The following is a 25,511-nucleotide window of genomic DNA, read 5'->3' as shown; positions in this document are numbered from 1 at the left end:
ATAATATACCCCCTGTATGTTATAAATCCCTTATATTTTACAATGATTCTGCCCTTTTTACAACCGAAGCGTCCTGCAAAAACCATAATACTCTATTAAATTTTTCTTAAATTCCTAAAGTTTCACCTAAACCGCCGTATTATTGCCTGTACACTTTCTCTTCCACTGTAAGTGTCCACTGCCGGCTCATAAACGGCTGCAAACTGTATGCTGTTTTCTTTTCCATGCATAGCTGCATCCACTTCTTCACTGCCAAACTTTTCACTGAGAAATGTAAGAAATTTTTCCACTTCTCCAAAATAGACTCCTGCCATCGGATTCCCCTTTGAATCCAACAAATGAAGCTTTAACACATTCCGGTTTACGCCCACTATACCAGCTCTCGTAACCTTAATATTACGGTCTGCAAATACCGGTTTGGTATTGGACTTTCCGCAAGGCTCCAGCACACTTAACTGCCGGATGGTATCTACCGTAAAATAGGACATTGGAAGCACCGCATCCAGCCTTACCACCTCTGCCATATCTTCTTCAGAAAGTTCTGCCTTCTGATTAAGCTGTTCCCGCAATTTATCAATATCTTCTTCCCGCATGGAAAGTCCTGCTGCCATAGGATGTCCGCCGTATTTTGTAAACAGCTCCGCCACTTCCGTCATTTTATCAAACATGGAATAGGCTTCGATGGAACGACCGGAGCCTTTGACTCCTTCTTCTCCTCTGGTCAGTACAAATACCGGTCTCTGATAGGCTTCCCGGATTCTTCCGGCAATGATTCCCGCAAGACTCTCATGGCATTCCGGCAGGTAAACCACTAATACTTTATCTTTTTCCCGGCCTTCCTTTTCAATCTGTTCCAATGCCTTCTGTGTCTCCTGCTGTGTCATATATTTCCGGCTTTCGTTAAGCTCCACCAATTCGCCTGCCAGTGCAGAAGCCTTTACTTCATCCCGCTCAAGCAGCAGCTCCAGGGAACGTTTTGCCGTATCCAGTCTGCCGCTGGCATTGATACATGGTCCCAATACAAAGCCGATATGATATGCACTCAACGGCTTGTCAGAAAGCTTGTTTTTTGCAATCAACGCTTTCATTCCGGGATTCTTCGTATGCTCTAACGCTTTTAACCCAAGCTTTACCAAAATACGGTTTTCTCCGGTTAAGTCCATGACATCCCCCACCGTTGCAAAGCCTGCATTTTCAATAAAAATATCCGCTTCTTCCACCGGAATATCCATTCTCTCATAAAGCACCTGCACCAGCTTCCACGCCACTACTGCTCCGCAGATTCCTTTGCAGGGATACGGACAATCCGCCTGCTTGGGATTTACAATGGCATCCGCATTGCTCCGTAGAAATTCCTTTCCTTGTTCTGTATTACGATAAGGAATCTCATGGTGGTCTGTTACCACAACGGTCATTCCTTTTTCCTTTGCAAAATTAATCTCGTTGATTGCAGCAATTCCATTGTCACAGGTAATCAAAAGTTCTTTTCCATCGGACAATGCCTGCTCGATTAAATGCTCATTGATTCCATAACCATCTTTCATCCGGTCCGGGATTGCAGCATCCACATTGCCGCCGCACCGGCGGATTCCATCTAATAAAATATAGGTTGCATTGACACCATCAATATCATAATCACCAATGATACGCATGGTCTTTTTCTCTGCAATGCCCTCTGCAATAATTTCTGCAGCTTTATCCACATCCTTTAATAAATGAGGATTATGTAATGCCTCTTTTCCACCATACAAATATTCTGTAATTTCTTTTTCATCTATTATATCCCGGTTTCTTATAATCCGGGCAATCAGTGGGTCAATTCCATATTTCTTTGCCATTTCCATGAAATTGCCGCCTTTTCTGATTTCAATCCATTTCTCCATGAAGCTTTCTCTGCCTTATCTATTCATATTCCACATTTATGAGCACCAGTCCCTTTGCTGCTGCCATTGGTCCTGCCAGACTGCGGTTTCTGCCCTCTAATATTTCTTTCATCTCACGAACTTCCCGCTTTCCCGTTCCAACTTCTAACAGTGTTCCGGTAAGGATTCGCACCATGTTCTGTAAAAATCCATTTCCGGTAAAAGAAATGTCAAGTTCATCCTTTTTCTCTTCTATCCGAATCTCATAAATCGTCCGTACTGCCGATTTTTTGAAATGACGGTTGCCGCAAAAAGAAGTAAAATCGTGGGTTCCAAGCAGCACTTCCGCCGCTGCCTTCATTTTGTTAATATTCAGGTTTTCTGCCACCGGTGTTACATATTTTCTCCGGAATACATCCGGCTTCTCCCCTAAGAAAATGCGGTAGCAATAAGTCTTTTTTACTGCGTTTAATCTGCTGTGAAACCGAAGCGGTACTTCGGATACCTCTAATACCACAATATCCTCCGGCAGATACTGGTTACAGTACCGCTTTATCTCTTCCGGTTCATATGCGCTCTGAAGTTTAAAATTTGCCACCTGTCCCATGGCATGCACACCCGCATCCGTTCTTCCGGAGCCATGTATCTCTATTTCTTCTCCTGTCATTTTCTCCAATACCGACTGCAGCTTTCCCTGAATGGTCTGCTCTGTATTTCCCTGAACCTGCCATCCGCTGTATCTGCTGCCATCGTATTGCAATATCATTTTATAATTTATCATGTTTTCTCTCCATTCATTCTGCAACAGTATAACACGTTTTCCCGCTTTCCGGCATATACTTTATGGAATAAATATCATGAGGTTTCCATATGTCAAACCTTTCTTATATGCAAAAAGCCACAGACAGAGGACAACTGCAGATTCATGTCACCACAGAGCGTGGCTTTTTCCCCATTAAAGATGCCTCCATCCGTCTCTCCTATACGGGAAATCCTACTGAAATTATTAAAGAACTATCAACTGACATTTCCGGTCAGACTGCAGCAGTTGAACTGCCGGCTCCCCCCTTAGAATATAGTATGGAGCCTTCTGAATTCCAGCCTTACTCGGAATATACCATTCAGGTAAATGCGTCCGGCTACCGTCCCATCAATATTTCCGGTATCTCCGTTCTGCCGGATAAAACTTCCATCCAAAATGTCCGGATGGAAACTGCCACCGTGGAAAATCCACTGGAACGAAATATTGTTATAACAGCCAACACTCTCTATGGGAATTTTCCGCCGAAAATCCCAGAGGATGAAATCAAGCCGATGACTGAAAGCGGCGAGATTGTCTTAAGCCGTGTTGTCATCCCGGAATATGTCATTGTCCATGACGGACCGCCAAGTGATTCTTCCGCCAACGACTACTATGTCCGTTACCGGGATTACATCAAAAATGTTGCCTCCAGCGAAATCTATGCTACCTGGCCGGATGCTGCTCTCCGTGCAAATATTTTAGCGATTATGTCCTTTACCCTGAACCGGGTGTATACGGAGTGGTACCGGAACAAAGGCTATGATTTTACCATTACTTCTTCCACCGCCTTTGACCACAAATTTGTCTACGGCAGAAACATTTTTTCCAATATTTCCAATATCGTCGATGAGATGTTTAACAGCTACCTTTCCCGCCCGAACGTCCGCCAGCCGATTCTGACCCAGTACTGTGACGGGCAGCGGGTAAGCTGCCCGAACTGGATGACTCAGTGGGGTTCGAAATACTTAGCCGACCAGGGGTATTCCACCATTGAAATTCTGCGCTATTATTACGGCAGCAGTATGTATATCAACACGGCGGATGAAATCAGTGGTGTGCCTGCTTCCTGGTCGGGCATCAACCTTGAGGTTGGTTCTACCGGGGATAAGGTGCGGATGCTGCAGGAGCAGCTGAACCGGATTGCACGTAACTACCCTGCGCTTCCGACTATTGCCGTGGATGGCATTTATGGTTCTGCAACCAAAGCTGCCGTAGAAAAATTCCAGTCCATCTTTGGGCTTCCGGTTACCGGAATTGTAGATTTCCGTACCTGGTACCGTATTTCCGAAATTTATGTGGCTGTTTCAAGAATTGCAGAATTATATCAATAAATTTCATAACTTAAACCTTTTCGGGAATTCTTTTTACCACAAATCCATAGTAATTATGAAAATACAATGCTATACTAAATTCATATTACGAATTTACTGGAGGGAAAAATAATGCATACATTTCAACCATATCCAATTGACCTTATGGAAATGAATCCATTTACTAAAATCGGTAAAGAATGGATGTTAATTACAGCAGGTGATGAGAAGAAAGCAAATACAATGACTGCAAGCTGGGGCGGTGTTGGCGTCCTCTGGGGCAAAAATGTTGTCTACATCTTTGTAAGAGATACACGCTATACCAAAGAATTTATTGATAATGGAGAGACATTTTCACTGACCTTTTTAGATGAGTCCAATAAAGGAGCTTTAAAATATCTTGGAGCTGTTTCCGGACGTGATGAAAATAAAATTGAAAATGCAAGAATGCATCTTGATTACTGCAAGGACACACCTTATATTGACGAAGGAAATCTGGTATTTATCTGCCGTAAATTATCTGCTACAAAGATGACTCCGGACCAGTTTATTGATTCTTCTATCGAAAGCAGCTGGTATGCCGATGGCAACCTTCACACCATGTATGTAGGTGAAATCTTAGAAGTACTTGCCCGCTAAGCTACTCGCGTAACCATGGGAAACATGCTTTGCAAGTTTCTACAGTTATCGCGATGCTCGCCAAAGTCTGGCAGAAAAGAAAGAGCCAAGTTCGTTCAAGCAAACTTGGCTCCTTCTTTTCTGCCAGACTTTTTTTACCATCATTTTACTTATGAATAATATCATAATGTGCCTGTACGGCAGCATCGATTTTTCTCTGGTCTCCCGTTTCGATTGCTTCTGCAATTTCTACATGAAGCTTCCACATTTTTTCAAATTTCTCGGCATCTGCATTTTCCCAGCCTTTTCGGATACTTTCCTTATAAATTTCAGAAAATACCTGCATAATCGTAATCATGAAACGGTTGCCGGAACCTAATATTAATTTCTGATGAAACTCCCGGTCAATCTCATAACTTCTCTGCTGGTCAGCATTCTGCATAGATTCTGCCAGTGCTTTTAACTCCGCAAAATCCTGTTTACCCATGTTTTTAGCCGCAAGAAGACCTATTGTATATTCTAAAAGGCAGCGTGCCTCTGCAAGCTCATCCTTATCTATCTGCTGCAATAGCAGCATCATATTAATTACTTCTGAAAGGCTTTTTTCCATGTTGCAGCAGATATAATTGCCGGAGCCCTGCTGGCTTTCAATCAATCCGATATTCTCCATACTCTTTAATGCTTCCCGGATAGATGGACGTGACATACCAAGTGTTTCTGCCATTTCACGTTCTGTTGGCAGCTTACTGCCTACCCGAAACTCCCCGCTCCGTATTCCATCTTTTACGAATGCCATTACCCTCTTATACTCTCTGTCCTTCATCTGAATCTCCTTTCATCCCTTGCAAAATTATTGCATCATAGATACATCAATAAAAATTAGCAAATACAGTTGCTGCTGCTACCGTCAGAAGTCCTGCTACTGCAATGGCAAGACTGCTCATTGCTCCTTCTACTTCTCCCATTTCCATGGCACGGGCGGTTCCGATTGCATGGGCGGAAGTACCGAGTGCCAGTCCCTTTGCCACCGGCTCTTCTATATGAAATACACGGCATACCACTTCTGCAATCATATTTCCCAAAACTCCGGTAATGATAATTACTGCCACCGTAATCGTTACGATTCCTCCAAGTTCTTCAGATACTCCCATTCCAATTGCTGTGGTAATGGATTTTGGCAGAAGGGTTACATATTCCTCATGATTCAGATGGAATATCACCGCAAAAAGAAGCACACTTCCCATACTTGCAATGACACCGGATATAATTCCTGCTACAATGGCACTTTTATGTTTCTTTAACAATTCCAGCTGCTCATACAACGGAACAGCAAGACATACCGTTGCCGGGGTTAAAAGATAGCTTAAATACTTTGCTCCTTCATAATAACTGTCATAGTCAATCCTGCCTACACTTAATACAACCATAACAAAAATAATAGAAATCAAAAGTGGATTAAACAGCGCCAGCTTTAATTTACGCTTTAACAGTGCTCCGATTTCATATCCAATGAGACTGATTACTACACCAAAGAAAAGGGTATCTCCTGCAAAATTATTCATTTTCTTCTTTCTCCCTTCCCTTTCGTATCACATTCTGTGTCACTCTTCCGGTCACGACCATAACAATAATCGTCGTAAGTACTGTAATGACAATCACCGGCACAATAGTCGGACGCAGAACGCTCCAGGAGTCCAGAAGTCCTACTGCTGCCGGAATAAACATCACCGGCATAATTTCAATTAAGAATATCGCAGTGTCCTTCACCTGTTCTATCTTAACGATACCCGTTACCAGAGCAAGCAGCATTAACACCAGTCCGTAAATGCTTGCAGGAACCGGTAATGGCAGCACCATATGCAGAATTTCTCCAGCAAAAGAAATTGCCAGAATTAAAAAAAACTGTCTAAAATACTTCATTTCTAAATCCTCCGATTGGTATTACCAATCAAAGAGTATAATACAAAAGAAGTAAAAAGACAAGTTTTATTTAATGATTTTTCAAAATTTTATTCATTTTCTAATTCTATAAAATCTGAATACTGTTTCCCTCTGTATGCTTTGCCGCTTTTTTCTTTTTTACCAGTTCGCCCGAAAATTCACTCATATTTCGAAAGGTATAATTCCTATTACTTATCATAGCAATAGAAAGTGTTACCAGTGGAAAATACTCTTCACCACCTTTCTTTTAAATATAATAATACTTAAGCTGTCTATAAAGAGCATTTTTCTAAGAATTAGAACCTGCGATTAACTCATCCAGAGTACCAAAATGGTACCCCATCTCTTCCCACTTTGTAAGTAGTTCATCTAATATTTCACCATTGGTCTTTGAAGTATTGTGCAGCAGCACAACAGCTCCCGGATGAATACGTCCGGTGAGTTTTTCAAAGGCCTCTTCTTTTGTTGGCTGATTATCCGGATCCCAGTCCACATAGGCAAGACTCCAGAAAAAAGTATAATAACCTAATTCTTTTGCCATTTTCAGATTTGATTCACTGTATTTCCCCTGAGGCGGCCGGTAAAATTTAACCATCTCCTTGTCTGTAATCTCTTCATAAAGTAACTTGACATCTTCAACTTCCTTTTGAAATGACGATACATCTGCAATTTCTGACATATCCGGATGATGATAAGTATGATTTCCTACGGTATGACCTTCTTCCACCATTTTCCTTACCAGATCCGGACTGGTCTCTAAGAAATGCCCTACTACAAAGAAGGTTGCCTTTACATCATGCTTTTTCAATGCTTCCAGTATCTTCTCCGTATTTCCATTCTCATAGCCGCAGTCAAAGGTCAGGTAAATCACCTTATCATCGCCATTACCAATAAAATATGTATTATATTTCCGCAATTCTTCCGGTGTGGCATTTCCGGTTGGCTGTGTCCCCGATTCACCAAATCCAAGTCCCCAGTTCTCTGTTGTAGATGCCACTGCATTTACTCCCAGTAAGCCGCCATTCTGCCAGCTTTTTACCAGCACTGCACTCCCACGGCCTGCGCAAAATACCAATGCCAGCATTACCGCCACTGCCAGTATCCTTTTCCATTTTTTCATAAAAAAAGCCTCATATACTCTTTCTAAAGTATATGAGACTTCTTTTATCTCATGCTTTTCATTTTAGTTCTTTCAGTCATTTACTCTACTGCCTTGAATGCTTCCTCTAAGTCTTCAATAATATCGTCGATATTTTCTGTTCCGATAGAAAGGCGGATGGTATTCGGTTTGATTCCCTGCTCTTCTAATTCTTCTGCACTAAGCTGGGAATGCGTGGTTGATGCTGGATGAATCACCAGAGATTTTACATCTGCAACATTTGCCAGTAAGGAGAAGATTTCCAGATTGTCGATGAAATCTTTTGCCTTTCTGTCATCACCTTTGATTTCAAAGGTAAAGATAGAACCGCCACCGTTCGGGAAGTATTTCTTATATAATTCCTGCTGCTTTGGATCTGTACTTACTGCAGGATGATTTACACGCTCCACCTGTGGATGGTTATTTAAGAACTCTACTACCTTCAATGCATTCTGTACATGACGTTCTACTCTTAAGGATAATGTCTCTAATCCCTGTAAGAAGATAAATGCATGGAACGGAGATAAAGTTGCTCCGGTATCACGGAGTAAGATTGCACGAATCTTGGTTACAAATGCTGCCGGTCCTACTGCCTTGGTAAAGCTGATGCCATGATAACTTGGGTTTGGCTCAGTTAAAGATGCAAATTTTCCACTTGCCTCCCAGTCAAATTTTCCGCTGTCTACGATAACTCCACCAATTGTTGTTCCGTGTCCACCAATGAATTTTGTTGCAGAATGTACCACGATGTCTGCGCCATACTCAATCGGACGAACCAGATAAGGTGTTGCAAAAGTGTTATCTACGACTAATGGAATCTTGTGTGCATGTGCTACTTTTGCGATGGCTTCAATATCAGCTACGTCTGAGTTAGGATTTCCTAATGTCTCAATATATAATGCTTTTGTATTGTCTTTGATTGCTGCTTCAAATGCTTCCGGCTCCGGCTCAACAAAGGTTGTTGTAATGCCGTACTGTGGAAGTGTATGCTCCAACAGGTTATAAGAACCACCATAGATATTCTTTGCAGCTACAATATGGTCACCATTCTGTGCAAGATTTTCAATCGTATAAGTAATTGCTGCTGCTCCGGATGCTACTGCCAACGCTGCAACTCCACCCTCTAATGCTGCAATTCTCTTCTCAAATACATCTTCTGTCGGATTCGTAAGTCTTCCATAAATATTTCCTGCATCTGCAAGACCAAATCTTGCTTCCGCATGGTCGCTGTTGCGGAATACATAGGATGATGTCTGATAAATAGGTACTGCTCTTGCATCTGTCACCGGATCCGGATTTTCCTGTCCTACATGTAACTGTAAAGTTTCAAATTTTAAATTACGTTCTGCTCTGCTTTTCTTTGTGCTCATCTTCTTTTTCTCCGTTCTGTTATTTATTTCTGTCACTCTGATGTTACATCAGATTTTTTCCATTCTACTGCAAATTACTCTGTAAATAAAGCTGTTGAATAATATCTGTCTCCATTGTCCGGTAATAAAGCTACAATTGTTTTTCCTTTATTTTCAGGTCTCTTTGCCAGTTCAATTGCTGCATAAGCTGCTGCTCCGGAAGAAATTCCTACTAATACGCCCTCTTTGTGTGCAATTTCTTTTGCCACACGGAAAGCATCTTCGTTCTCTACCGGAAATACCTCATCATATACTCTGGTGTTTAATACATCCGGTACGAATCCTGCACCGATACCCTGAATCTTATGTGCTCCACTCTTACCTTCGGATAATACCGGTGAAGATGCCGGCTCTACTGCTACAACTTTAACATCTGCTTTCTGCTCTTTTAAGTATTCACCGGTTCCTGTTACGGTTCCACCTGTACCAACTCCTGCTACAAAGATGTCTACTGCTCCGTCCGTATCTTTCCAGATTTCCGGTCCTGTTGTCTCTTTGTGTACTTTTGGATTCGCAGGGTTTACAAACTGTCCAGGGATAAAGCTGTTTGGAATCTCTTTTGCAAGTTCATCCGCTTTTGCAATTGCACCTTTCATTCCTTTGCTTGCTTCTGTCAGAACAATTTCTGCACCGTAAGCCTTTAAGATGTTTCTACGTTCAACACTCATGGATTCCGGCATAGTAAGAATGATACGGTATCCCTTGGCTGCCGCAAGTGCTGCAAGACCAATTCCTGTATTTCCGGATGTCGGCTCGATAATAACAGAACCTTCTTTTAACTGTCCTTTTGCTTCTGCATCTTCAATCATTGCTTTTGCGATACGGTCCTTTACGCTTCCTGCCGGATTGAAATATTCCAGTTTGAAAAGTAATTTTGCTTCTAAGTTATACGCCTTTTCTAAATTAACTGCCTCGATTAATGGTGTATTTCCAATCAGTCCTAATGTTCCTTTATAAATGTTTGCCATGATAATAATCTCCTTTTCCCTAAATTCATATATTTCCTATCTGTTTGATATGGATTAAGTATAATATAAAACGATGCGTACCAATTGTCAAGACTTTTTTCAAATAAATTATTTAAAATATTTTGTTTCATTGGTACACATCGACCTCGTCCATTTAAATGACATAATCGCTGCTGATATCCTGCTGCCATTCCATCAAATCCTTTAACGTATACTTGTCTACTACACTCTTAATCGCATCATTTAATTCTTTCCAGATACGAAGTGTTACACATTCTGACTGACGCTCACAGGTGTTCACCTCATCCTCAAGACACGATACCGGTGCAAGACTTCCTTCTACCTGACGTAATATCATCCCTATCGTATATTCCTTCGGTGTCTTTGATAAACGATATCCTCCCTGGGGGCCTCTGATGCTCTTAACAAACCCTGCCCGTACCAGTGTAGAAATAATCTGTTCCAAGTATTTCATGGAAATATCCTGACGTTCCGCAACATCTTTAAGACGTACCGGTTCAACTTCATCATTCATTGCTATATCAAGAAGAAGTCGGACAGCATAACGTCCCTTTGTTGAAATCTTCATACTGTACCTCCATTTCTATTTGTCTATGGGTACAGTATATTCCTTTTTTCCTACTATGTCAATATGGATATGTTATTTTTAATATTCTTCCTCTTCTTCACCCTCAGAGATGTCGTTCTTCGGCTTCTTTAAGCCTTCAATGACAATGCCATTCTTCTCAGCATAATCCCAAAGTGCAGCATGAATACCTTCTTCTGCCAGAAGGGAACAATGCACTTTAACCGGTGGAAGTCCGTCTAATGCTTCCATTACTGCTTTATTGGTTACAAGTAATGCTTCCTGTACGGTCTTTCCCTTTACCAGTTCTGTTGCCATACTGCTGGTTGCAACTGCAGCACCACAGCCAAAGGTCTTAAACTTACAGTCCTGAATCACACCATTATCATCAATATCAAGATAGATTCGCATGATATCACCGCATTTTGCATTTCCTACTGTTCCTACTCCGCTGGCATTTTCAATCTCCCCTACATTTCTCGGATTCTGAAAATGATCCATAACTTTTTCACTATACATAATCGTTACTCCTTTTCTTCTCTATTACTGCTGGTTCTTTACAAAATCTTCGTATAACGGTGACATGCTGCGTAAATGTGCAACAATCTCTTTGATTGCATCTACCGTGGTGTCAATCTGCTCTTTGGTGGTATCTGCGCCTAAAGTCAGGCGGAGTGAACCATGTGCAATCTCATGTGGCAGACCAATTGCCAGCAATACATGAGACGGGTCTAAGGAACCGGAAGTACATGCTGAACCGGAGGATGCACAAATCCCCTTCATATCTAACATAATCAGCATGGATTCTCCCTCCACAAAACGGAAGCATGCATTGACATTATTGGCAAGACGATGCTCTCTGTCTCCATTGATTTTCACATATGGGATTTCCTTTTCAAAACGGGAAATCATATAATCTCTCAATTCTCTTTCTCTTGCAGTACGCTCTTCCATGGAAGCAAATGCCAGTTCTGCAGCTTTACCGAAGCCTACGATTCCCGGTACATTTTCCGTTCCGGCTCTTCTCTTTCTCTCCTGTGCACCACCATGTACAAAGGAGCGGATTTTTACACCTTTTCTGATATAGAGGAAACCGATTCCCTTTGGTCCGTTTAATTTATGGCCACTGCTGCTTAACATATCAATATTCATTTCATCTACCTGGATTGGCTCCTGACCAAATGCCTGTACTGCATCAGTATGGAATAAAACTCCATGTGCCCTGGCAATTGCACCAATCTCTGCAATCGGCTCGATGGTACCGATTTCATTGTTGGCAAACATAATAGAAATCAGAATGGTATCCGGACGGATTGCAGCTTCTACATCTGCCGGATTGATACGTCCATTCTCATCCACATCAAGATAAGTTACCTCAAAGCCCTGTCTTTCCAACCATTCACAGGTATGAAGAATTGCATGATGCTCAATCTTACTGGTGATGATATGTTTTCCTTTTTCTTTATAAGCTTCTGCTGTTGCTTTCAGTGCCCAGTTATCAGATTCACTTCCACCTGCCGTAAAATATATTTCTTCCGGTTTCGCACCGATTCCTGCTGCAATAATATCTCTGGCCCTTGTTACTGCCTTGCGGCTTTCCTCACCTAATGCATAAATGGTAGATGCATTTCCATAATACTGGGTAAAATAAGGAAGCATTGCCTCCACTACCCGCTCGTCCGTTCTTGTTGTTGCCGCATTGTCCAGATAGATTAATTCCATCGGTTTTCCTCCTTTATCAATTTGCTTTATCAGCTATTTTCGTCCTATTTCCAAGTAATTCAGTCGGAACTAAGAATAACACCTTAGGAATAGTATGTCAATCTTCTGCCTGGATTTATTCCTTTTGTACTTTTATTTATCCAAGAGGTTAAAAGGGGAAAGGGCAGCTTTCGCTGCCCTTTCCATCTATCCTCTTATTTCAGACGATATACATTATAAAAACTAAACTCTCCTGTTTGCAGTTTTGCTCTGCTTAGACTCTTTTACGTCTTCTGTAAAGTACAACTACCGCTGCTCCTGCAACGAATAACAATACTACCATGCATGCAATCGGAGTATTATCTCCTGTCTTAACCTGCTTCTCTGCTGTTACAGCAGGTGTTGCATTCGGAGTTGTAGATGCTGCTGGTTTCATATCTGTATTGCTAAGTACAATAACATACTCAGATGCATGTGAGAATTTGAAATCAACGGTTCCGTCTGCATTTACCTTTAAAGCCTGAACATATTCTAATGCTCCGGTCTTTTCATTGTAATAGTAAAGGTTTGCATATTTTCCACTGTTCTCTGCACCAACGTTGACACGAAGTATAGCATCAAATCCAAATGCTCCGTCATGTGCCAGTGAAAGTTCAATAGTCTTGTTGTCTCCAGCTAATGCTTTAATCTTATCAGCCGGGATGCTGCTCTTACCTACGGTTACACCGAGGTCTATTGCATCTTTTAATTTACTTACAATGTTCTTTCCGTTTACAATCCAGCTTACGTTGTCGCTCAGTTTGAAGGTAATGGTAATATCTTTTCCAATCATGCCATTGAATACTTCTGCCGGAACTTTTGTGGTATCTGGCATTGTAACATTAATCTTTGCTGTATCTCCCACAGCATCAATGGTATCAATTACTTCCTGGAAATCTTTACCCGGAACAGTAATGTCAAGATTAATCTTTTTATCTGCTCTCAGCACTACAGTACCGCCATCCTTTGCTGCCGGAATGGTAACTGTTACTGTCTTATCAGAAGAAACAGTATATGTTTTACCATCATAAAGATTTACAACTGTATTTCCTGCATTTGCATTAACCGGAACTTTTACTTCTTTTGCGGTATCCTTGATATTCATACCAACATATAAGGTTGTTCCTCCATAGGATCTTGAAACTACATCATAGCCTTCCTCATCAGAACTTGCCACAACCTTTCTGCTTCCTCTTGCAAATACATCTGTGTATGCATTACGGATGCTCAGCAGATTCTTATAATGCTGATAAGTTACATTGTCCTCTGTTGCCAGAGAGAAATCCATGTCATATCTATTAGTCTGGTATGGATAATTATTTAATCCGCTTAAACCAACTTCTTCACCATAATAGATCACCGGAATACCCTTTGCAGTAAGCTGTAAGGTAGCTGCAACTAACGCTGCTGATGTTGCCTCATCCTCGGTATATCCTTTTCCGTTCATTAAGGACGCCTTAAATCCATCTTCATCATGACTGCTTAAGAACTGACCTGTCATGTATGCGTTATTAAGTGCTGTATTTCTGGAAGAAAGGAAGCTTTCTACAGAAGAAATATTACCACTGACAAAGCTTGTTGCCTGGTCATTAAAATCAAAATCAAGGTCTGCATCCATCTGACCGGTACCTAAGGTACTACCATTTGACGCATATCCTGCGCCATAATATTCTCCAATCATCTTGAAGGATGGATTTACTTCTGTTGTAGAATTTTTAAGTGCTGCCCATGTTGTACTATCAACATGCTTTACTGTATCTACACGGAAATAGTCAACACCATAATCCTTCATCCATGATGTCTGCCATTCTACTAATTTTGCCCTGACATCTGCATTTTCTGTTGCAAAATCCGGCAAGCCAGACTGCCATGATTTAATATCGCCTTCACTGACGCTCTTATCCCTAAGCATATCAGCAAATGTTGATTCTGTACCATATCCAGCATGGTTTACAACAATATCAACCATAATACGCATGCCACGTTTATGTGCTTCGCTAATCATAGTTTCAAATTCTTCTGTTGTACCAAGTGTCGGATTCAATTTTGTAAAATCACTTGCCCAGTATCCATGGTATGCTGCATTATAAGGAACATCTTCTGAACCCTCATCTGTTACAGCTACACCTTTCACATTCTCTACAATTGGTGTAATCCAGATTGTATTTACACCTAAATCCTGTAAGTAATCTAACTTGGTTGTTACACCTGCAAAATCTCCACCATGATACAGTCCCGGATTGTCTCCGTATGTATCTGCACCACTTGCTGTATTGTTAGATTCATTGCCATCAAAGAAGCGGTCTGTCACCATAAAGTAGACAACAGATTCATCCCAGTCGAAATCATTTTTGTTTTCCTTCACACGGTCTGTGATTTCAACATCCACTGTAGTACTGAATTTATTACCGTACTGGTCTGTTACAGTAATTGGTAATGTCTTAATTCCTAATGTTGTATCTGTTGTTGCAGAAATGGTAACTGCCTGCAGTTCCGGTTCAATCGGCATTGCACTGCTTCCACCAAGAGAAGAAACATCAATACTTGCACTTGCTACTTCAAGTTTCTGAGTGTCTGTATCAGCCTGTTCAACCTTAAACTTAACAACATCATTTTCATTGTAGTTAAAGGATTTATTCATAACTTCTGCTGTAACTGTTGCATTTAATTTATAGTATTCAAAATATGAGTAATCTGCTTTCTTGTACTCTTCACTGTTTGAATTGAATGCATCTACAACATAAGTTCCATTTGCTTTGTAACGATAATGTGTTTTACCATCTGTCAAGCCGCTCTTTACATACTCAAAACGCTTTGTTGTATCATTGTATGTCATTGGATACTCTGTTCCGTCTACATCAACAGATACTGTCATATCCTTTAAGGTGCCATCTACAAATGCAGCATCATCACGATAGTAATATGATACCTGTTGATTTTCTGCATCTACTTCATAGCCAGTATTATATGGCATAGCAATTTCCGGCTCACTGCCGGCTTTCATGCTGGCATAGATAACCTTCTGGTCAGAAGGGAATGTAACGGAATGGTCTCCACCATCTTTAATCCATGGGTCACCTGTTGAATCTAATGCAATACAAAAATCAACCTTTGTGCAGGATGGTTTTGCAGGAATCGTTACTGTCCATTTATCTCCACCTACGTATGTAAAATCGGTTAATACTGAAGCATATCCTGATGACCATGTATAGAACTGTGGTGTAATACCTTTTTCTTTTAATCCCGGATTCTCATAATCCAATACAAGGTATCTCTTTTCCGTTGGTACGATTGTCGGTTTCTCATGAACCGGATCTGAACCATCCACATAATATAATACCTCATTCTCATCACCGCTTATTGTAAAAGAACGGTCTGCGGTATCAGAGCCGCCATCCCATCCCTGTGTTATGTCATAACGTGCCTTTAATCCTACTGTTTTTCCCACATTACTGCCGGCAACTGTAATGGTCTTTTTAAACCATGTCACATTATTTGCAGCATCATATTCTGTTTCATCAAAAACATATGATCCATTTAATCCGGCATTCCACATCCACATATCAACTTTTCCCATGTCTGTGTCTGTTGATAAATCTTCATTGTAATAATACATTGTAAATGTGTGGTCTGGAACCGGTGCCTCCCAGCTGTCCGGTGCTGTTTTATATACGGTTGTATCACCACCACCTTTGGTTCCGGTAACCCAGAGTTCAGTACTTGTTGATGTTACAGAAACATCAATATTATCCGTCTGTGCTCCATTGTTATTATTAAAAATACAGCTGAAATTCTGTTTTACATCCTGTGTATATACTACATCATACCATCCGGAATGGTCAGCATTTTCTGAAATCTGTCCACCTGGCCATTCTTTTCCAACACCTGCTCCTGTTGCAGAGGCATCTGCTCCCCACATATGATTGTAAATAGTGCTTCCCATTCCTGAAGCAAGATAATGAATGGTTGTTACATATTTCCAATCAGCAGGTTTTGTCTCTGACAAAGAACCATCGAACCAGTACTCTGCTTCTGCCTTTCCTTTTGTAGAAAGTGTTACTCCGTCTAACTGGTTTCCATGTCCATCATCATTTAAAATGAGATCATAATCTGTGCTGTTATCTAATGTCAGATGCATTGTATACCAGCCTTCATGACCTTCTGCTGCAGTCATGGTTTTTCCCGGCCATTCACCTGCCGGCTTATTGGTCTCATGATATATATATGCAGCAACATCATTGCCTAATGTGCTCTTATAATTAATAGTCAGATCACATTCTGTTGGTACAGACTCCGGAATCAATGTTTCATTCTTTGAAGCATCCTTATACCACTGATATTTTCCATTGTCATCCAATAAACAATAAATGCTTGTATCAGAAGTAAAAGTCTTAATCTGCTCAATTGCAGCTCCTTCTGTCTTTATCTCCGGTGCAGCCTTCTCAGTAGAACCTGCATCAACAAACTGAAAACCTGTCCACTCACTGCTCTGTACATCTACATAATAGAGTCCAGAACTTTCCTCATATGCAAGCTTTGGTTTTTCCTGATCCCCCCATTGTGAAATGGCGGCATTTCCTGCGTCATGGTTATCTACCGTAGCACCGGCAGCCCAGACATTGACAACCGGTGTATTCCATGTACTTGGTTTGTCCAGGTACAACCGGATTGTCGGGCTCGCAGCATATGCAGTGGTTGCACCACCGATTGCCGGAACCATGGTCACAATCATAGCAAGTGCAAGTACCATACTAAAGATACGGCTTACAATGCCATGTTTCCTGTGAAAGCGTTCTTTTAACTTTCTCATCTTTCCCTCTCCTTTTCATCGTTTTATTTTATATTTCCCTGCGATTACGTTTTCCCTCCGATTACGTTTTCGCAGTTTTTCGATAATTAATTATATTCTAATTTTTTTACTTTCGCTATCCGCAAATAAACTAAAAAAGAAATTCTTTTTTGTGCATTTTAACTAATTTCTGTCTTGAAGCTCATTTTTACAATTCATTTTACACAATTTCCGCATGATAATTTTTTCGAAAAAAGGACAGCACCGATGGTACTGTCCCATATAATTTACATAATTAAATTTTCATAGTTCCGCAAAACCTGGCAGCTAATTCTGGTAATCCATATGTGCAATGACCATCATGGCAATCTTAAAAGTCATGGCATCCTCGAATTTGCGGATATCAAGTCCAATCATCTTTTCCAGACGTTCTAAACGGTATACCAGCGTATTCCGGTGGATGTATAGCTGCCTTGCTGTTTCTGAAATATTCAGGCTGTTCTCAAAAAATTTCTGGATTGTCACCATCGTTTCATCATCTAAATCAATATTCCGCTCACCAAAAATCTCTTTGATAAACATTTCGCAAAGGCTCATCGGAAGCTGGTAAATCAGTCTGCCGATGCCAAGCTTTCCGTAGGAAATGGTTTCCTCTTCTACATTAAAGATTCTTCCTACTTCCAGTGCCATCTTGGCTTCCTGATAAGATTTGGCAATATCCTGCAGGGTATTTACCGTATTACCATAACCCACCCGGACACGCACCATCGCTTCTGCATGCAGATTGTCTACAATTGTTTTCGCCAGATGCAATGCATCCTCTTCTGTTTTCAAATCTGTTGCATCCTTAATCAGGATAATGTTCTGCTCGTCTAACTCTGTTACAAAATCCCGGTTGCGGTCTGCAAAAAGATTCTTCACCATTTCTACAATAACAGAATCTTTTCTGCCATCCACTTCTATGACATAAACCAGACGCTTTGCCTGCTCAATATGCAGCTTCTTTGCCTTATTATACATATCTACAACCAGCATATTTCCAAGAAGGATATTCTGCATAAAGTTATTCTTATCCGACTGTTCCCGGTTGGAGGCAATCAGATTCCGAATCTGGCATACGGCAAGTCTTCCCACCATATATGCTTCATCATTAGTGGAACGCGCCAGAAGAATATATTCTACTTCCTGTTCCGCAATTACTTTAAAGAAATGAAAGCCCGACAACATCTGGCTTTCTGCCATGGATGCTGCAAAATTCACAACCTCTGCATGCATATCTGTTTCAATCTGAAATGTTGCTGCAACCTGCTTTCCGTTTTCGTCATAAAGGGCAAGTCCGATTTTGGATATATCACTGATTTCTTCTAATGTTGTCTGTAGCTTATGATTTGAAAGCATTCTGCGTACTCCTTACTTATATATAATATGAAAAAAAACTTTTATCGATAAAAAACCCGGATGCATATAGCACCCGGGTTATTGCACTATATTCAGTTCGATTGTACCGAATTAGTTAGTAATTGTCAATTCAGTCTCTTTGTCGAATACATGAACCTTCTCAGGATCGATAGCAAGTTTGATATGGTCGCCTAAACGAGCCGGTGTTCTGGAATCAACCTTAGCTGTCATCTGAACTCCTGCAGCTTCGAAGTATAATAATACTTCAGAACCAAGTAACTCATATCCGGTTACATCTGTCTCAATGATGCTGTCTTTGAAGGTTTCGATTGTAATCTGGGAATCATCGATATCTTCTGGTCTGACACCCATAACAACTGTCTTTCCGTTGTAGTTGCCTTCGATTAATTTCTTAGCTTTTGCTGGTGGTAATACAACAGTTGTATTGTCAAATGTAAGGGAAACCTTCTCACCTTCAATATTGCATTTAGCATCTACGAAGTTCATCTGTGGTGATCCGATGAATCCAGCTACGAATAAGTTATCTGGCTCATTGTATAATTTCTGTGGAGAATCAACCTGCATGATAACACCATCTTTTAATACAACGATTCTGGTTCCTAATGTCATAGCCTCTGTCTGGTCATGTGTTACATAGATGATTGTAGCACCTAATCTATGATGCAGAGCGGAAATTTCAGAACGCATCTGTACTCTTAATTTTGCATCCAGGTTTGATAAAGGCTCATCCATAAGGAATACCTTAGGATTACGAACGATTGCACGACCCATAGCAACACGCTGTCTCTGTCCACCGGAAAGAGCCTTTGGTTTACGGTCTAATAATTTCTCAAGGTCAAGGATCTTAGCTGCTTCTTCAACTTTTCTCTTGATTTCATCCTTCGGAACTTTTCTTAATTTTAATCCGAATGCCATATTGTCAAATACAGTCATATGTGGATACAGAGCGTAGTTCTGGAATACCATTGCGATATCTCTGTCTTTTGGCTCTACATCGTTAACGAGTTTTCCGTCGATGTATAATTCTCCGGAAGAAATCTCCTCAAGACCTGCAATCATACGAAGTGTAGTAGATTTACCACATCCAGATGGTCCTACGAAGATGATGAATTCCTTATCTTCTACTTCAAGGCTGAAATCCTTAACAGCTTCAAAGCCGTTTGGATATACTTTACAAATGTTTTTTAATGATAAACTTGCCATTGGTTTAACCTCCTAATGTTTTGTTCGTTTTTAACTGTCCTTATCATACAGGATATTACGCACTTTGGCTATGCGAGGATTCCACAAAGATTTTTCTTTTTTTTGTATGTTCTGACTGATATTCTGTACATTTTTTTATCTCTTCGTCAGAGTGACGAAAACCCATCTCTTTCTTGTACAATCCGACGAAAGAAATGGGTTTTCACTTTAGAAAATGTTTATCTTTTCTTTATAATTTAGAGTATCCGTAACCATTTACCATGGCCTCTAACTTCATGCCTTTTGCACAATACGGACAGTCATGCTGCTCATATGCCTGATAGCCCGGTACATCTTTCTCGGTAAAGAGACTTTCTACTCTGTGACCGTCTACTTCCTTAACAGTGGAGAAGATTGCTACTACATCTTCAATGATTCCACCGTAATACCGGATGCACTCTAAGCATCTTCTGATTGTCTCACCGGTTGTTGTTGTATCCAGCAAAAGCACGATATGTTTTCCGGTAATCATATTTTTGGTATTATCACGGAAAATCATCTGACCGCTGCTGTTCATCTCCGGAGAAATAACATAAATAGTCTCATGCAGATTGGTTGACATAAAATCTCCCTGTTCAAAACGCTCTGCTAAAAATCCGCCAATCATTTCTGTTCTGTCCATACATACAACGGTATCTACATAGGATGGATTACCGGTCTTCTGGTAAAGCACTTTTGCAGCTTCTTTTGCCTCTTTCACGCGGGCTTTTATACTGGTTACATCAATATAGTAATTGATGTGCGAATGACTGGTGGCAAAATGCCCCGGTATTGCATGTAATGCAAGATTGTTGTTTTCCTGTGAATAAAATTTGACCATACGTTCTTCCATTTGATTTACCCCCTGTTTGATAATTTACTGGATTCCGGTACTTCCGAAACCACCTCTGTCCTGGTTGCCCAGGCTTTCTACTTCTTCAAAATGAATCTGCGGCTGATTCTCTACAATACGGAACTGTGCGATACGGTCATTAACATGAATCACGGTATCACGCATTGCAATTGCAGGCAGTCTCCACATATCATTGTCTCCACAGTAGGAACCGTCTACGATTCCGCAGCTGTTTGCCTGAATAATTCCGAAATTCTTATAAGTAGAACTTCTTGGCATAATGTGTGCTTCATATCCCTTTGGCAGCTCCATTGCCACACCAAGAGGAATCAGTTTAAATTCTCCTGCTTTCATTTCGACTTCTTCGGATGCACGAAGATCAATCCAGTCGGATTTGCCATCGATATATGTAAGCTTTTCGATTTTATCTGTAAAATATTTGATACGAATCTTTTCCATTCTGCTAAAAACTCCTTTTCTCCTACTGCCATTCCAGGTCGTCATGCTCTACCTTTTTATCTCTGAGCATCAGTTCTTTTACTGCATCCTTCGCAGGTTTATTTTCAAATAATACTTCATTGACCTGTTCAATAATCGGCATATCTACATGATATTTCTTCGCTAAAGCAATTGCTGCTTTGGCAGAATAGACACCCTCAACTACCATCTTTACTTCATCCATTGCCTGCTGCATGGTATATCCCTGCCCCATCAGATATCCGGCACGACGGTTTCTGCTGTGCTTGCTGGCACAGGTTACGATTAAATCACCCATTCCGGTCAGTCCGCTTAAGGTCTCATATTTCGCTCCCATGGCAAGGGCAAGTCTTCCCATCTCTGAAATTCCACGGGTAATCAGTGCTGCCTTGGTATTATCTCCATAACCAAGTCCGTCTGCCATACCTGCTGCCAGTGCAATGACATTCTTTAAGGATGCTCCGATTTCCATCCCCAGTACATCCGGGCTGGTATAAACACGTAATACTTCACTCATAAAGGTGTTCTGGACCAGTTCTGCTGTGGCACGCTTCTTTGCTCCTGCTACCAGACTGGTCGGAATTTCTTTTCCTACTTCTTCCGCATGGCTTGGTCCACATAAAACCGCCACCTCACATTGTGGAATCTCTTCCATAATAATTTCAGATAAAGTCATTAACGTATTCTCTTCAATTCCCTTTGCCACGCTGACAATAAGCTGTCCCTCTGCTACGAACGGGCTCATTGCTTTTGCTGTGCTTCTGGTAAATGGAGAAGGCACTGCTAAGACGAGCATATCTTTTCCCTCGATTGCTTCTTTTAAATCTGTTGTGAACATAATATCATCCGGTAAAATAACGCCCGGAAGTTTTTCTGCCTGCTCATGCTTTTCCTTTAACATTTCAATTTCCGGTGCAAGTGCAGACCAGATTGTAATCTTATGACCGTTTTTATGTAATACCACCGATAAAGCAGTTCCCCAGCTTCCGGCTCCAATGATACTGATATCAGACATTTGTTTTTTCCTTTCCTATGCTTCCTGTTTCTTTGAATGGAAACTGAATTTGTTCTCGGTTCCCTTAAGAAGTCTTCCGATGTTGGCATGATGTAAAATGATTGCCAGTCCCGCCACAAAACCGAATACAATATACACCTCTGTCATATACTGCTCCGGTACGGAAAGCAGTCCCATCTGGCCAAATACGATAATCTGTATTTCAAGACTGATTACACCAAGTATGGAACCCAGGGAAACATACCGTGTGATTGCTACCACGAGAATAAAAATTCCAAGGCTTATTGGCACTGCCAGCGGACAGAAGCCAATCAGTAGACCACCGGTACAGGCAATTCCCTTTCCGCCTTTAAATTTCATATAAGCCGGAAAATCGTGACCTAAGATGCAGCCCACACCAGCATAAAGCTCTAAGACCTTCACACTGTCCGGATAACGGTTCCGGAAAATGAGCCATACAATGACCATTGCCATAAATACCTTGCACACATCACCGATCAAGGTAAGAATGCCTGCCTTCACGCCGAGGTTACGCATGGTGTTGGTAGTTCCTACATTTCCACTGCCCACCTTACGTAAATCCACATTTTCTTTCTTTCCATATAAGAAGCCGGATAAAAACATACCGCATAAATATCCGATTCCTACTGATATTACACGTCCGAATAACATTTTATTAATCTTCCTTTCTTTCCCTTATAATGAATTTCAGGGAAGTACCCTTAAAGCCAAATGCTTCCCGAATCTTATTTTCCAGATATCTTGTATAGGAAAAATGCATCAGGTTCTTGTCATTTACAAAGATAACAAAAGTTGGCGGTTTTACCGCTGCCTGTGTAATATAATATAATTTTAAGCGTTTTCCCTTATCCGTTGGTGGCTGCTGCATGGCAACTGCCTCTGCCATAATCTCATTTAATACACCGGTTGCCACACGCATGCTGTTATTTTCAAGCACTACATCAATGGTCTCAAAAATCCTGCCGGTACGCTGTCCGGTCTTGGCTGAAATAAATAAAATCTCTGCATATGGCATGAAGCTTAAAATCTGACGGATTTTCTCTGTATGCTTGTAAATGGTCTTATCATCCTTTTCAATGGCATCCCATTTATTCACTGCAATGATAATTCCTTTGCCTCTTTCATGGGCAATTCCAGCAATCTTGGCATCCTGCTCCGTTACGCCTTCTGTAGCATCAATTACAATAATGACCACATCTGCACGTTCCACTGCTGTTACTGCCCGGATGATACTGTAACGCTCTAATTCTTCTTTAATCTTATTCTTTCTCCGGAGTCCTGCCGTATCAATAAATACATATTCTCTGCCATTATATTTTATATCGGTATCAATGGCATCTCTTGTAGTTCCGGCAATATCAGAAACAATCACACGGTTTTCACCGGTCAGCTTGTTAATCAGTGATGACTTACCTACATTCGGCTTACCTACAATGGCAATACGCGGTCTGTCATCTTCTGCTTCTTCTAACATTTCCTGGGTAAAATGCTTTGCCACTTCATCTAACAAATCACCGATTCCAAGTCTGGATGCTGCAGATACCGGAACCGGGTCACCAATTCCAAGATTATAAAATTCATAAACATCCGGCATATATTTTTTAAAATCATCTACTTTATTTACTGCAAGAATAATTGGCTTCTTGGAACGGCGCAGCATGTCAGCTACTTTCTGGTCTGCATCTACAAGCCCCTGTCTTACATCCGTAATAAAAATAATGACATCTGCGGTATCAATGGCTATCTGTGCCTGCTCCCGCATCTGGGATAAAATAATATCTCCGCTGTCCGGCTCAATACCGCCGGTATCAATTAAGGTAAAGTTATAGTCAAGCCAGGATACTTCGGCATATATACGGTCACGGGTTACCCCCGGAGTATCCTGTACGATAGAAATTCTTTCACCTGCCAACACGTTAAAAAGTGTTGATTTTCCTACGTTTGGTCTGCCTACAATAGCTACTACTGGTTTACTCATTCTGTCTCCTTCCAAGGACTGCATTCAGCAAATCCTGCCCGCTTGATTTTACAATATCTGCCTGTACTTGTAAAGTTCTTTTCAGCTCCGTCAATGTGATGTCATCTAAGAAAACATCTTCTCCCATACGCAATACATTGCATGGCAGCAGTATCTCATCTCCCAAATCTTCGTCCTTAAGCTGTGCGATAATATCCTGTCCGGTCAGAAGTCCTGCAACGGTAATCCGTTCTCCGAAGAAATCGTTTCGGATCACGCGGACCCGTATCTTTACATTTGGAAACTTCTCCTTCATTTCTCCTGTCAGTTCCTCCAAAATCGGTCCTGCCAGCTTTCCGGTTACCAGCGTAACTGTCCTTTTCAGATTGGCATCACCTTTTTCTGCTGCAAGTGCCTCCCGGAATTCATCCCGCAGCAGTGTAATCATTCCCACGCCATTTTCCAGCTGGATATATCCATCATAGTTTTCTGCAGACGGAAGAGGCTGCTCTGCCAGAAGATACCACTCGTCTCCTCCATGCACAAAGTGTGTACCGAAATGCTCCATGCAATAATCCTGCCAGCGGTGAATCTGCTCTAAGACTTTTCCTGCATCCTCTTTTTCAAAAGCTTCCAAAGGATATAAGCCCTCCCGGTATTTTGTCAGGCCGACCGGTACAATAGAAAGGCTCTGCATATTTGGAATATATTCTGTCAGATCACGGATGGTCCGCTCTAACTCTTCGCCATCATTGACGCCCTTGCAGAGTACAACCTGTCCATTCATTTCAATTCCGGCATCTGATAAGCGTTTGATTTTCTTTAAGGCTTCTCCAGCGAAACGGTTGTGCAACATGGTACAGCGAAGCTTCGGATTCGTGGTATGCACCGACACATTAATCGGTCCAAGATTGTAGTATATGATACGTTCAATATCCTTATCCTTCATATTGGTCAGCGTTACATAATTCCCCTGTAAGAAGGAAAGTCTGGAGTCATCATCTTTAAAATAAAGTGTCTCACGCATGCCCGGCGGCATCTGGTCAATAAAACAGAACATACACTTATTGGAACAGGATTTGTAATCGTCCATCAGTCCGTTTTCAAATTCGATTCCAAGGTCTTCATCATAATCTTTTTCAATTTCCAGTTCCCACTCTTCGCCATTATTCTTTCTTACTACCACCAGAAGATACTCGTCCTCTGTCAGGAACTGATAGTCAAATACATCTTCTATTTCTTTGCCATTAATGGAAATCAGCTCATCTCCCGGCTCCAGCTCAAGCTCCATGGCAATGCTGTCCGGTTTAACTCCACTGATGACATGTTTCTTTGTATGCATAAATTATTTTCTCAATCTTTCTATATTATAATACCTCTTTAGT

At 41.1% G+C, this 25,511-nt stretch carries 22 protein-coding genes; 2 read left to right on the top strand and 20 right to left on the bottom strand.

Annotated elements, in window-relative coordinates; genetic code table 11:
* Positions 1-122 precede the first annotated feature (122 nt).
* Together recJ and truA are read right to left on the bottom strand one after the other, a co-directional pair.
* Complete coding sequence (gene recJ / locus LKD41_RS11105) at positions 123-1,883, bottom strand: single-stranded-DNA-specific exonuclease RecJ (protein WP_227701195.1); 1,761 nt, start codon at positions 1,881-1,883, stop codon at positions 123-125.
* A 19-nt stretch (positions 1,884-1,902) separates the two neighbouring features.
* Positions 1,903-2,640 carry a tRNA pseudouridine(38-40) synthase TruA gene (gene truA, locus LKD41_RS11100; RefSeq protein WP_227701208.1) on the bottom strand — a complete coding sequence of 246 codons (738 nt, stop codon included), beginning with the start codon at positions 2,638-2,640 and terminating at the stop codon, positions 1,903-1,905.
* A 92-nt stretch (positions 2,641-2,732) separates the two neighbouring features.
* On the opposite strand from truA, the gene LKD41_RS11095 reads away from it, so the two are divergent.
* Together LKD41_RS11095 and LKD41_RS11090 are read left to right on the top strand one after the other, a co-directional pair.
* Positions 2,733-3,995 (top strand): peptidoglycan-binding protein, encoded by a 1,263-nt coding sequence (locus LKD41_RS11095; RefSeq protein ID WP_227701194.1) that lies wholly within the window; start codon positions 2,733-2,735, stop codon positions 3,993-3,995.
* A gap of 111 nt (positions 3,996-4,106) precedes the next feature.
* Positions 4,107-4,613 carry a flavin reductase gene (locus LKD41_RS11090; RefSeq protein ID WP_117946658.1) on the top strand — a complete coding sequence of 169 codons (507 nt, stop codon included), beginning with the start codon at positions 4,107-4,109 and terminating at the stop codon, positions 4,611-4,613.
* A 145-nt stretch (positions 4,614-4,758) separates the two neighbouring features.
* Here the strand turns inward: LKD41_RS11090 and LKD41_RS11085 are convergent, their stop codons facing one another.
* The 18 genes from LKD41_RS11085 to LKD41_RS11000 all read right to left on the bottom strand — a co-directional run bounded on the left by LKD41_RS11085 (position 4,759) and on the right by LKD41_RS11000 (position 25,468).
* Positions 4,759-5,415, bottom strand: coding sequence for a FadR/GntR family transcriptional regulator (locus tag LKD41_RS11085; RefSeq protein ID WP_022242484.1), 657 nt, complete (start codon positions 5,413-5,415; stop codon positions 4,759-4,761).
* Positions 5,416-5,461: 46 nt separating this feature from the next.
* Positions 5,462-6,154, bottom strand: a complete 693-nt coding sequence (locus LKD41_RS11080) for an LrgB family protein (protein ID WP_022242483.1) — start codon at positions 6,152-6,154, stop codon at positions 5,462-5,464.
* Positions 6,147-6,512 (bottom strand): CidA/LrgA family protein, encoded by a 366-nt coding sequence (locus tag LKD41_RS11075; RefSeq protein ID WP_117698178.1) that lies wholly within the window; start codon positions 6,510-6,512, stop codon positions 6,147-6,149. Before LKD41_RS11075 ends, LKD41_RS11080 begins: the two co-directional genes overlap by 8 nt.
* A gap of 310 nt (positions 6,513-6,822) precedes the next feature.
* On the bottom strand, positions 6,823-7,653 hold the full coding sequence (locus tag LKD41_RS11070) for a delta-lactam-biosynthetic de-N-acetylase (RefSeq protein WP_117946662.1): 831 nt from the start codon (positions 7,651-7,653) through the stop codon (positions 6,823-6,825).
* A gap of 80 nt (positions 7,654-7,733) precedes the next feature.
* Positions 7,734-9,041 (bottom strand): O-acetylhomoserine aminocarboxypropyltransferase/cysteine synthase family protein, encoded by a 1,308-nt coding sequence (locus LKD41_RS11065; protein WP_022242480.1) that lies wholly within the window; start codon positions 9,039-9,041, stop codon positions 7,734-7,736.
* Positions 9,042-9,115: 74 nt separating this feature from the next.
* Complete coding sequence (gene cysK / locus LKD41_RS11060) at positions 9,116-10,048, bottom strand: cysteine synthase A (protein ID WP_227701193.1); 933 nt, start codon at positions 10,046-10,048, stop codon at positions 9,116-9,118.
* A gap of 154 nt (positions 10,049-10,202) precedes the next feature.
* Positions 10,203-10,637 (bottom strand): RrF2 family transcriptional regulator, encoded by a 435-nt coding sequence (locus tag LKD41_RS11055; RefSeq protein ID WP_227701192.1) that lies wholly within the window; start codon positions 10,635-10,637, stop codon positions 10,203-10,205.
* Positions 10,638-10,715: 78 nt separating this feature from the next.
* On the bottom strand, positions 10,716-11,153 hold the full coding sequence (gene nifU / locus LKD41_RS11050) for a Fe-S cluster assembly scaffold protein NifU (protein ID WP_022242477.1): 438 nt from the start codon (positions 11,151-11,153) through the stop codon (positions 10,716-10,718).
* 24 nt (positions 11,154-11,177) lie between these two features.
* Positions 11,178-12,356 carry a cysteine desulfurase NifS gene (gene nifS / locus LKD41_RS11045; RefSeq protein ID WP_227701191.1) on the bottom strand — a complete coding sequence of 393 codons (1,179 nt, stop codon included), beginning with the start codon at positions 12,354-12,356 and terminating at the stop codon, positions 11,178-11,180.
* Between the two features lie 253 nt (positions 12,357-12,609).
* Positions 12,610-17,184, bottom strand: a complete 4,575-nt coding sequence (locus LKD41_RS11040; RefSeq protein ID WP_227701190.1) for an alpha-amylase family glycosyl hydrolase — start codon at positions 17,182-17,184, stop codon at positions 12,610-12,612.
* Positions 17,185-17,490: 306 nt separating this feature from the next.
* Positions 17,491-18,561: a PucR family transcriptional regulator gene (locus tag LKD41_RS11035; protein ID WP_022242473.1), complete on the bottom strand. Its 1,071-nt coding sequence runs from the start codon at positions 18,559-18,561 to the stop codon at positions 17,491-17,493.
* 111 nt (positions 18,562-18,672) lie between these two features.
* Entirely contained in the window at positions 18,673-19,785 is a 1,113-nt protein-coding gene (locus tag LKD41_RS11030) for an ABC transporter ATP-binding protein (RefSeq protein ID WP_022242472.1), read from the bottom strand.
* A gap of 229 nt (positions 19,786-20,014) precedes the next feature.
* Entirely contained in the window at positions 20,015-20,656 is a 642-nt protein-coding gene (locus tag LKD41_RS11025; RefSeq protein ID WP_227701189.1) for a phosphoribosyltransferase, read from the bottom strand.
* A 24-nt stretch (positions 20,657-20,680) separates the two neighbouring features.
* Entirely contained in the window at positions 20,681-21,115 is a 435-nt protein-coding gene (locus LKD41_RS11020; protein ID WP_117698185.1) for a dUTP diphosphatase, read from the bottom strand.
* 22 nt (positions 21,116-21,137) lie between these two features.
* Positions 21,138-22,148 carry an NAD(P)H-dependent glycerol-3-phosphate dehydrogenase gene (locus LKD41_RS11015; RefSeq protein WP_022242469.1) on the bottom strand — a complete coding sequence of 337 codons (1,011 nt, stop codon included), beginning with the start codon at positions 22,146-22,148 and terminating at the stop codon, positions 21,138-21,140.
* Positions 22,149-22,163: 15 nt separating this feature from the next.
* Positions 22,164-22,820: a glycerol-3-phosphate 1-O-acyltransferase PlsY gene (gene plsY / locus LKD41_RS11010; protein ID WP_227701188.1), complete on the bottom strand. Its 657-nt coding sequence runs from the start codon at positions 22,818-22,820 to the stop codon at positions 22,164-22,166.
* 4 nt (positions 22,821-22,824) lie between these two features.
* On the bottom strand, positions 22,825-24,147 hold the full coding sequence (der, locus tag LKD41_RS11005) for a ribosome biogenesis GTPase Der (RefSeq protein ID WP_227701187.1): 1,323 nt from the start codon (positions 24,145-24,147) through the stop codon (positions 22,825-22,827).
* A complete protein-coding gene (locus LKD41_RS11000) occupies positions 24,140-25,468 on the bottom strand; it encodes a DUF512 domain-containing protein (RefSeq protein WP_022242466.1) in 1,329 nt (442 codons plus the stop codon). The genes der and LKD41_RS11000 overlap by 8 nt, the downstream gene beginning before the upstream one ends.
* Positions 25,469-25,511 lie beyond the last annotated feature (43 nt).

The sequence above is a fragment of the Roseburia sp. CLA-AA-H209 genome, assembly GCF_020687575.1.
In the GTDB taxonomy this organism is placed as follows: Bacteria; Bacillota; Clostridia; order Lachnospirales; family Lachnospiraceae; genus Roseburia_C; species Roseburia_C amylophila.
The sequence above is the reverse complement of the archived record's forward strand: the minus strand, read 5'-3'. Positions and strand labels throughout refer to the sequence as shown.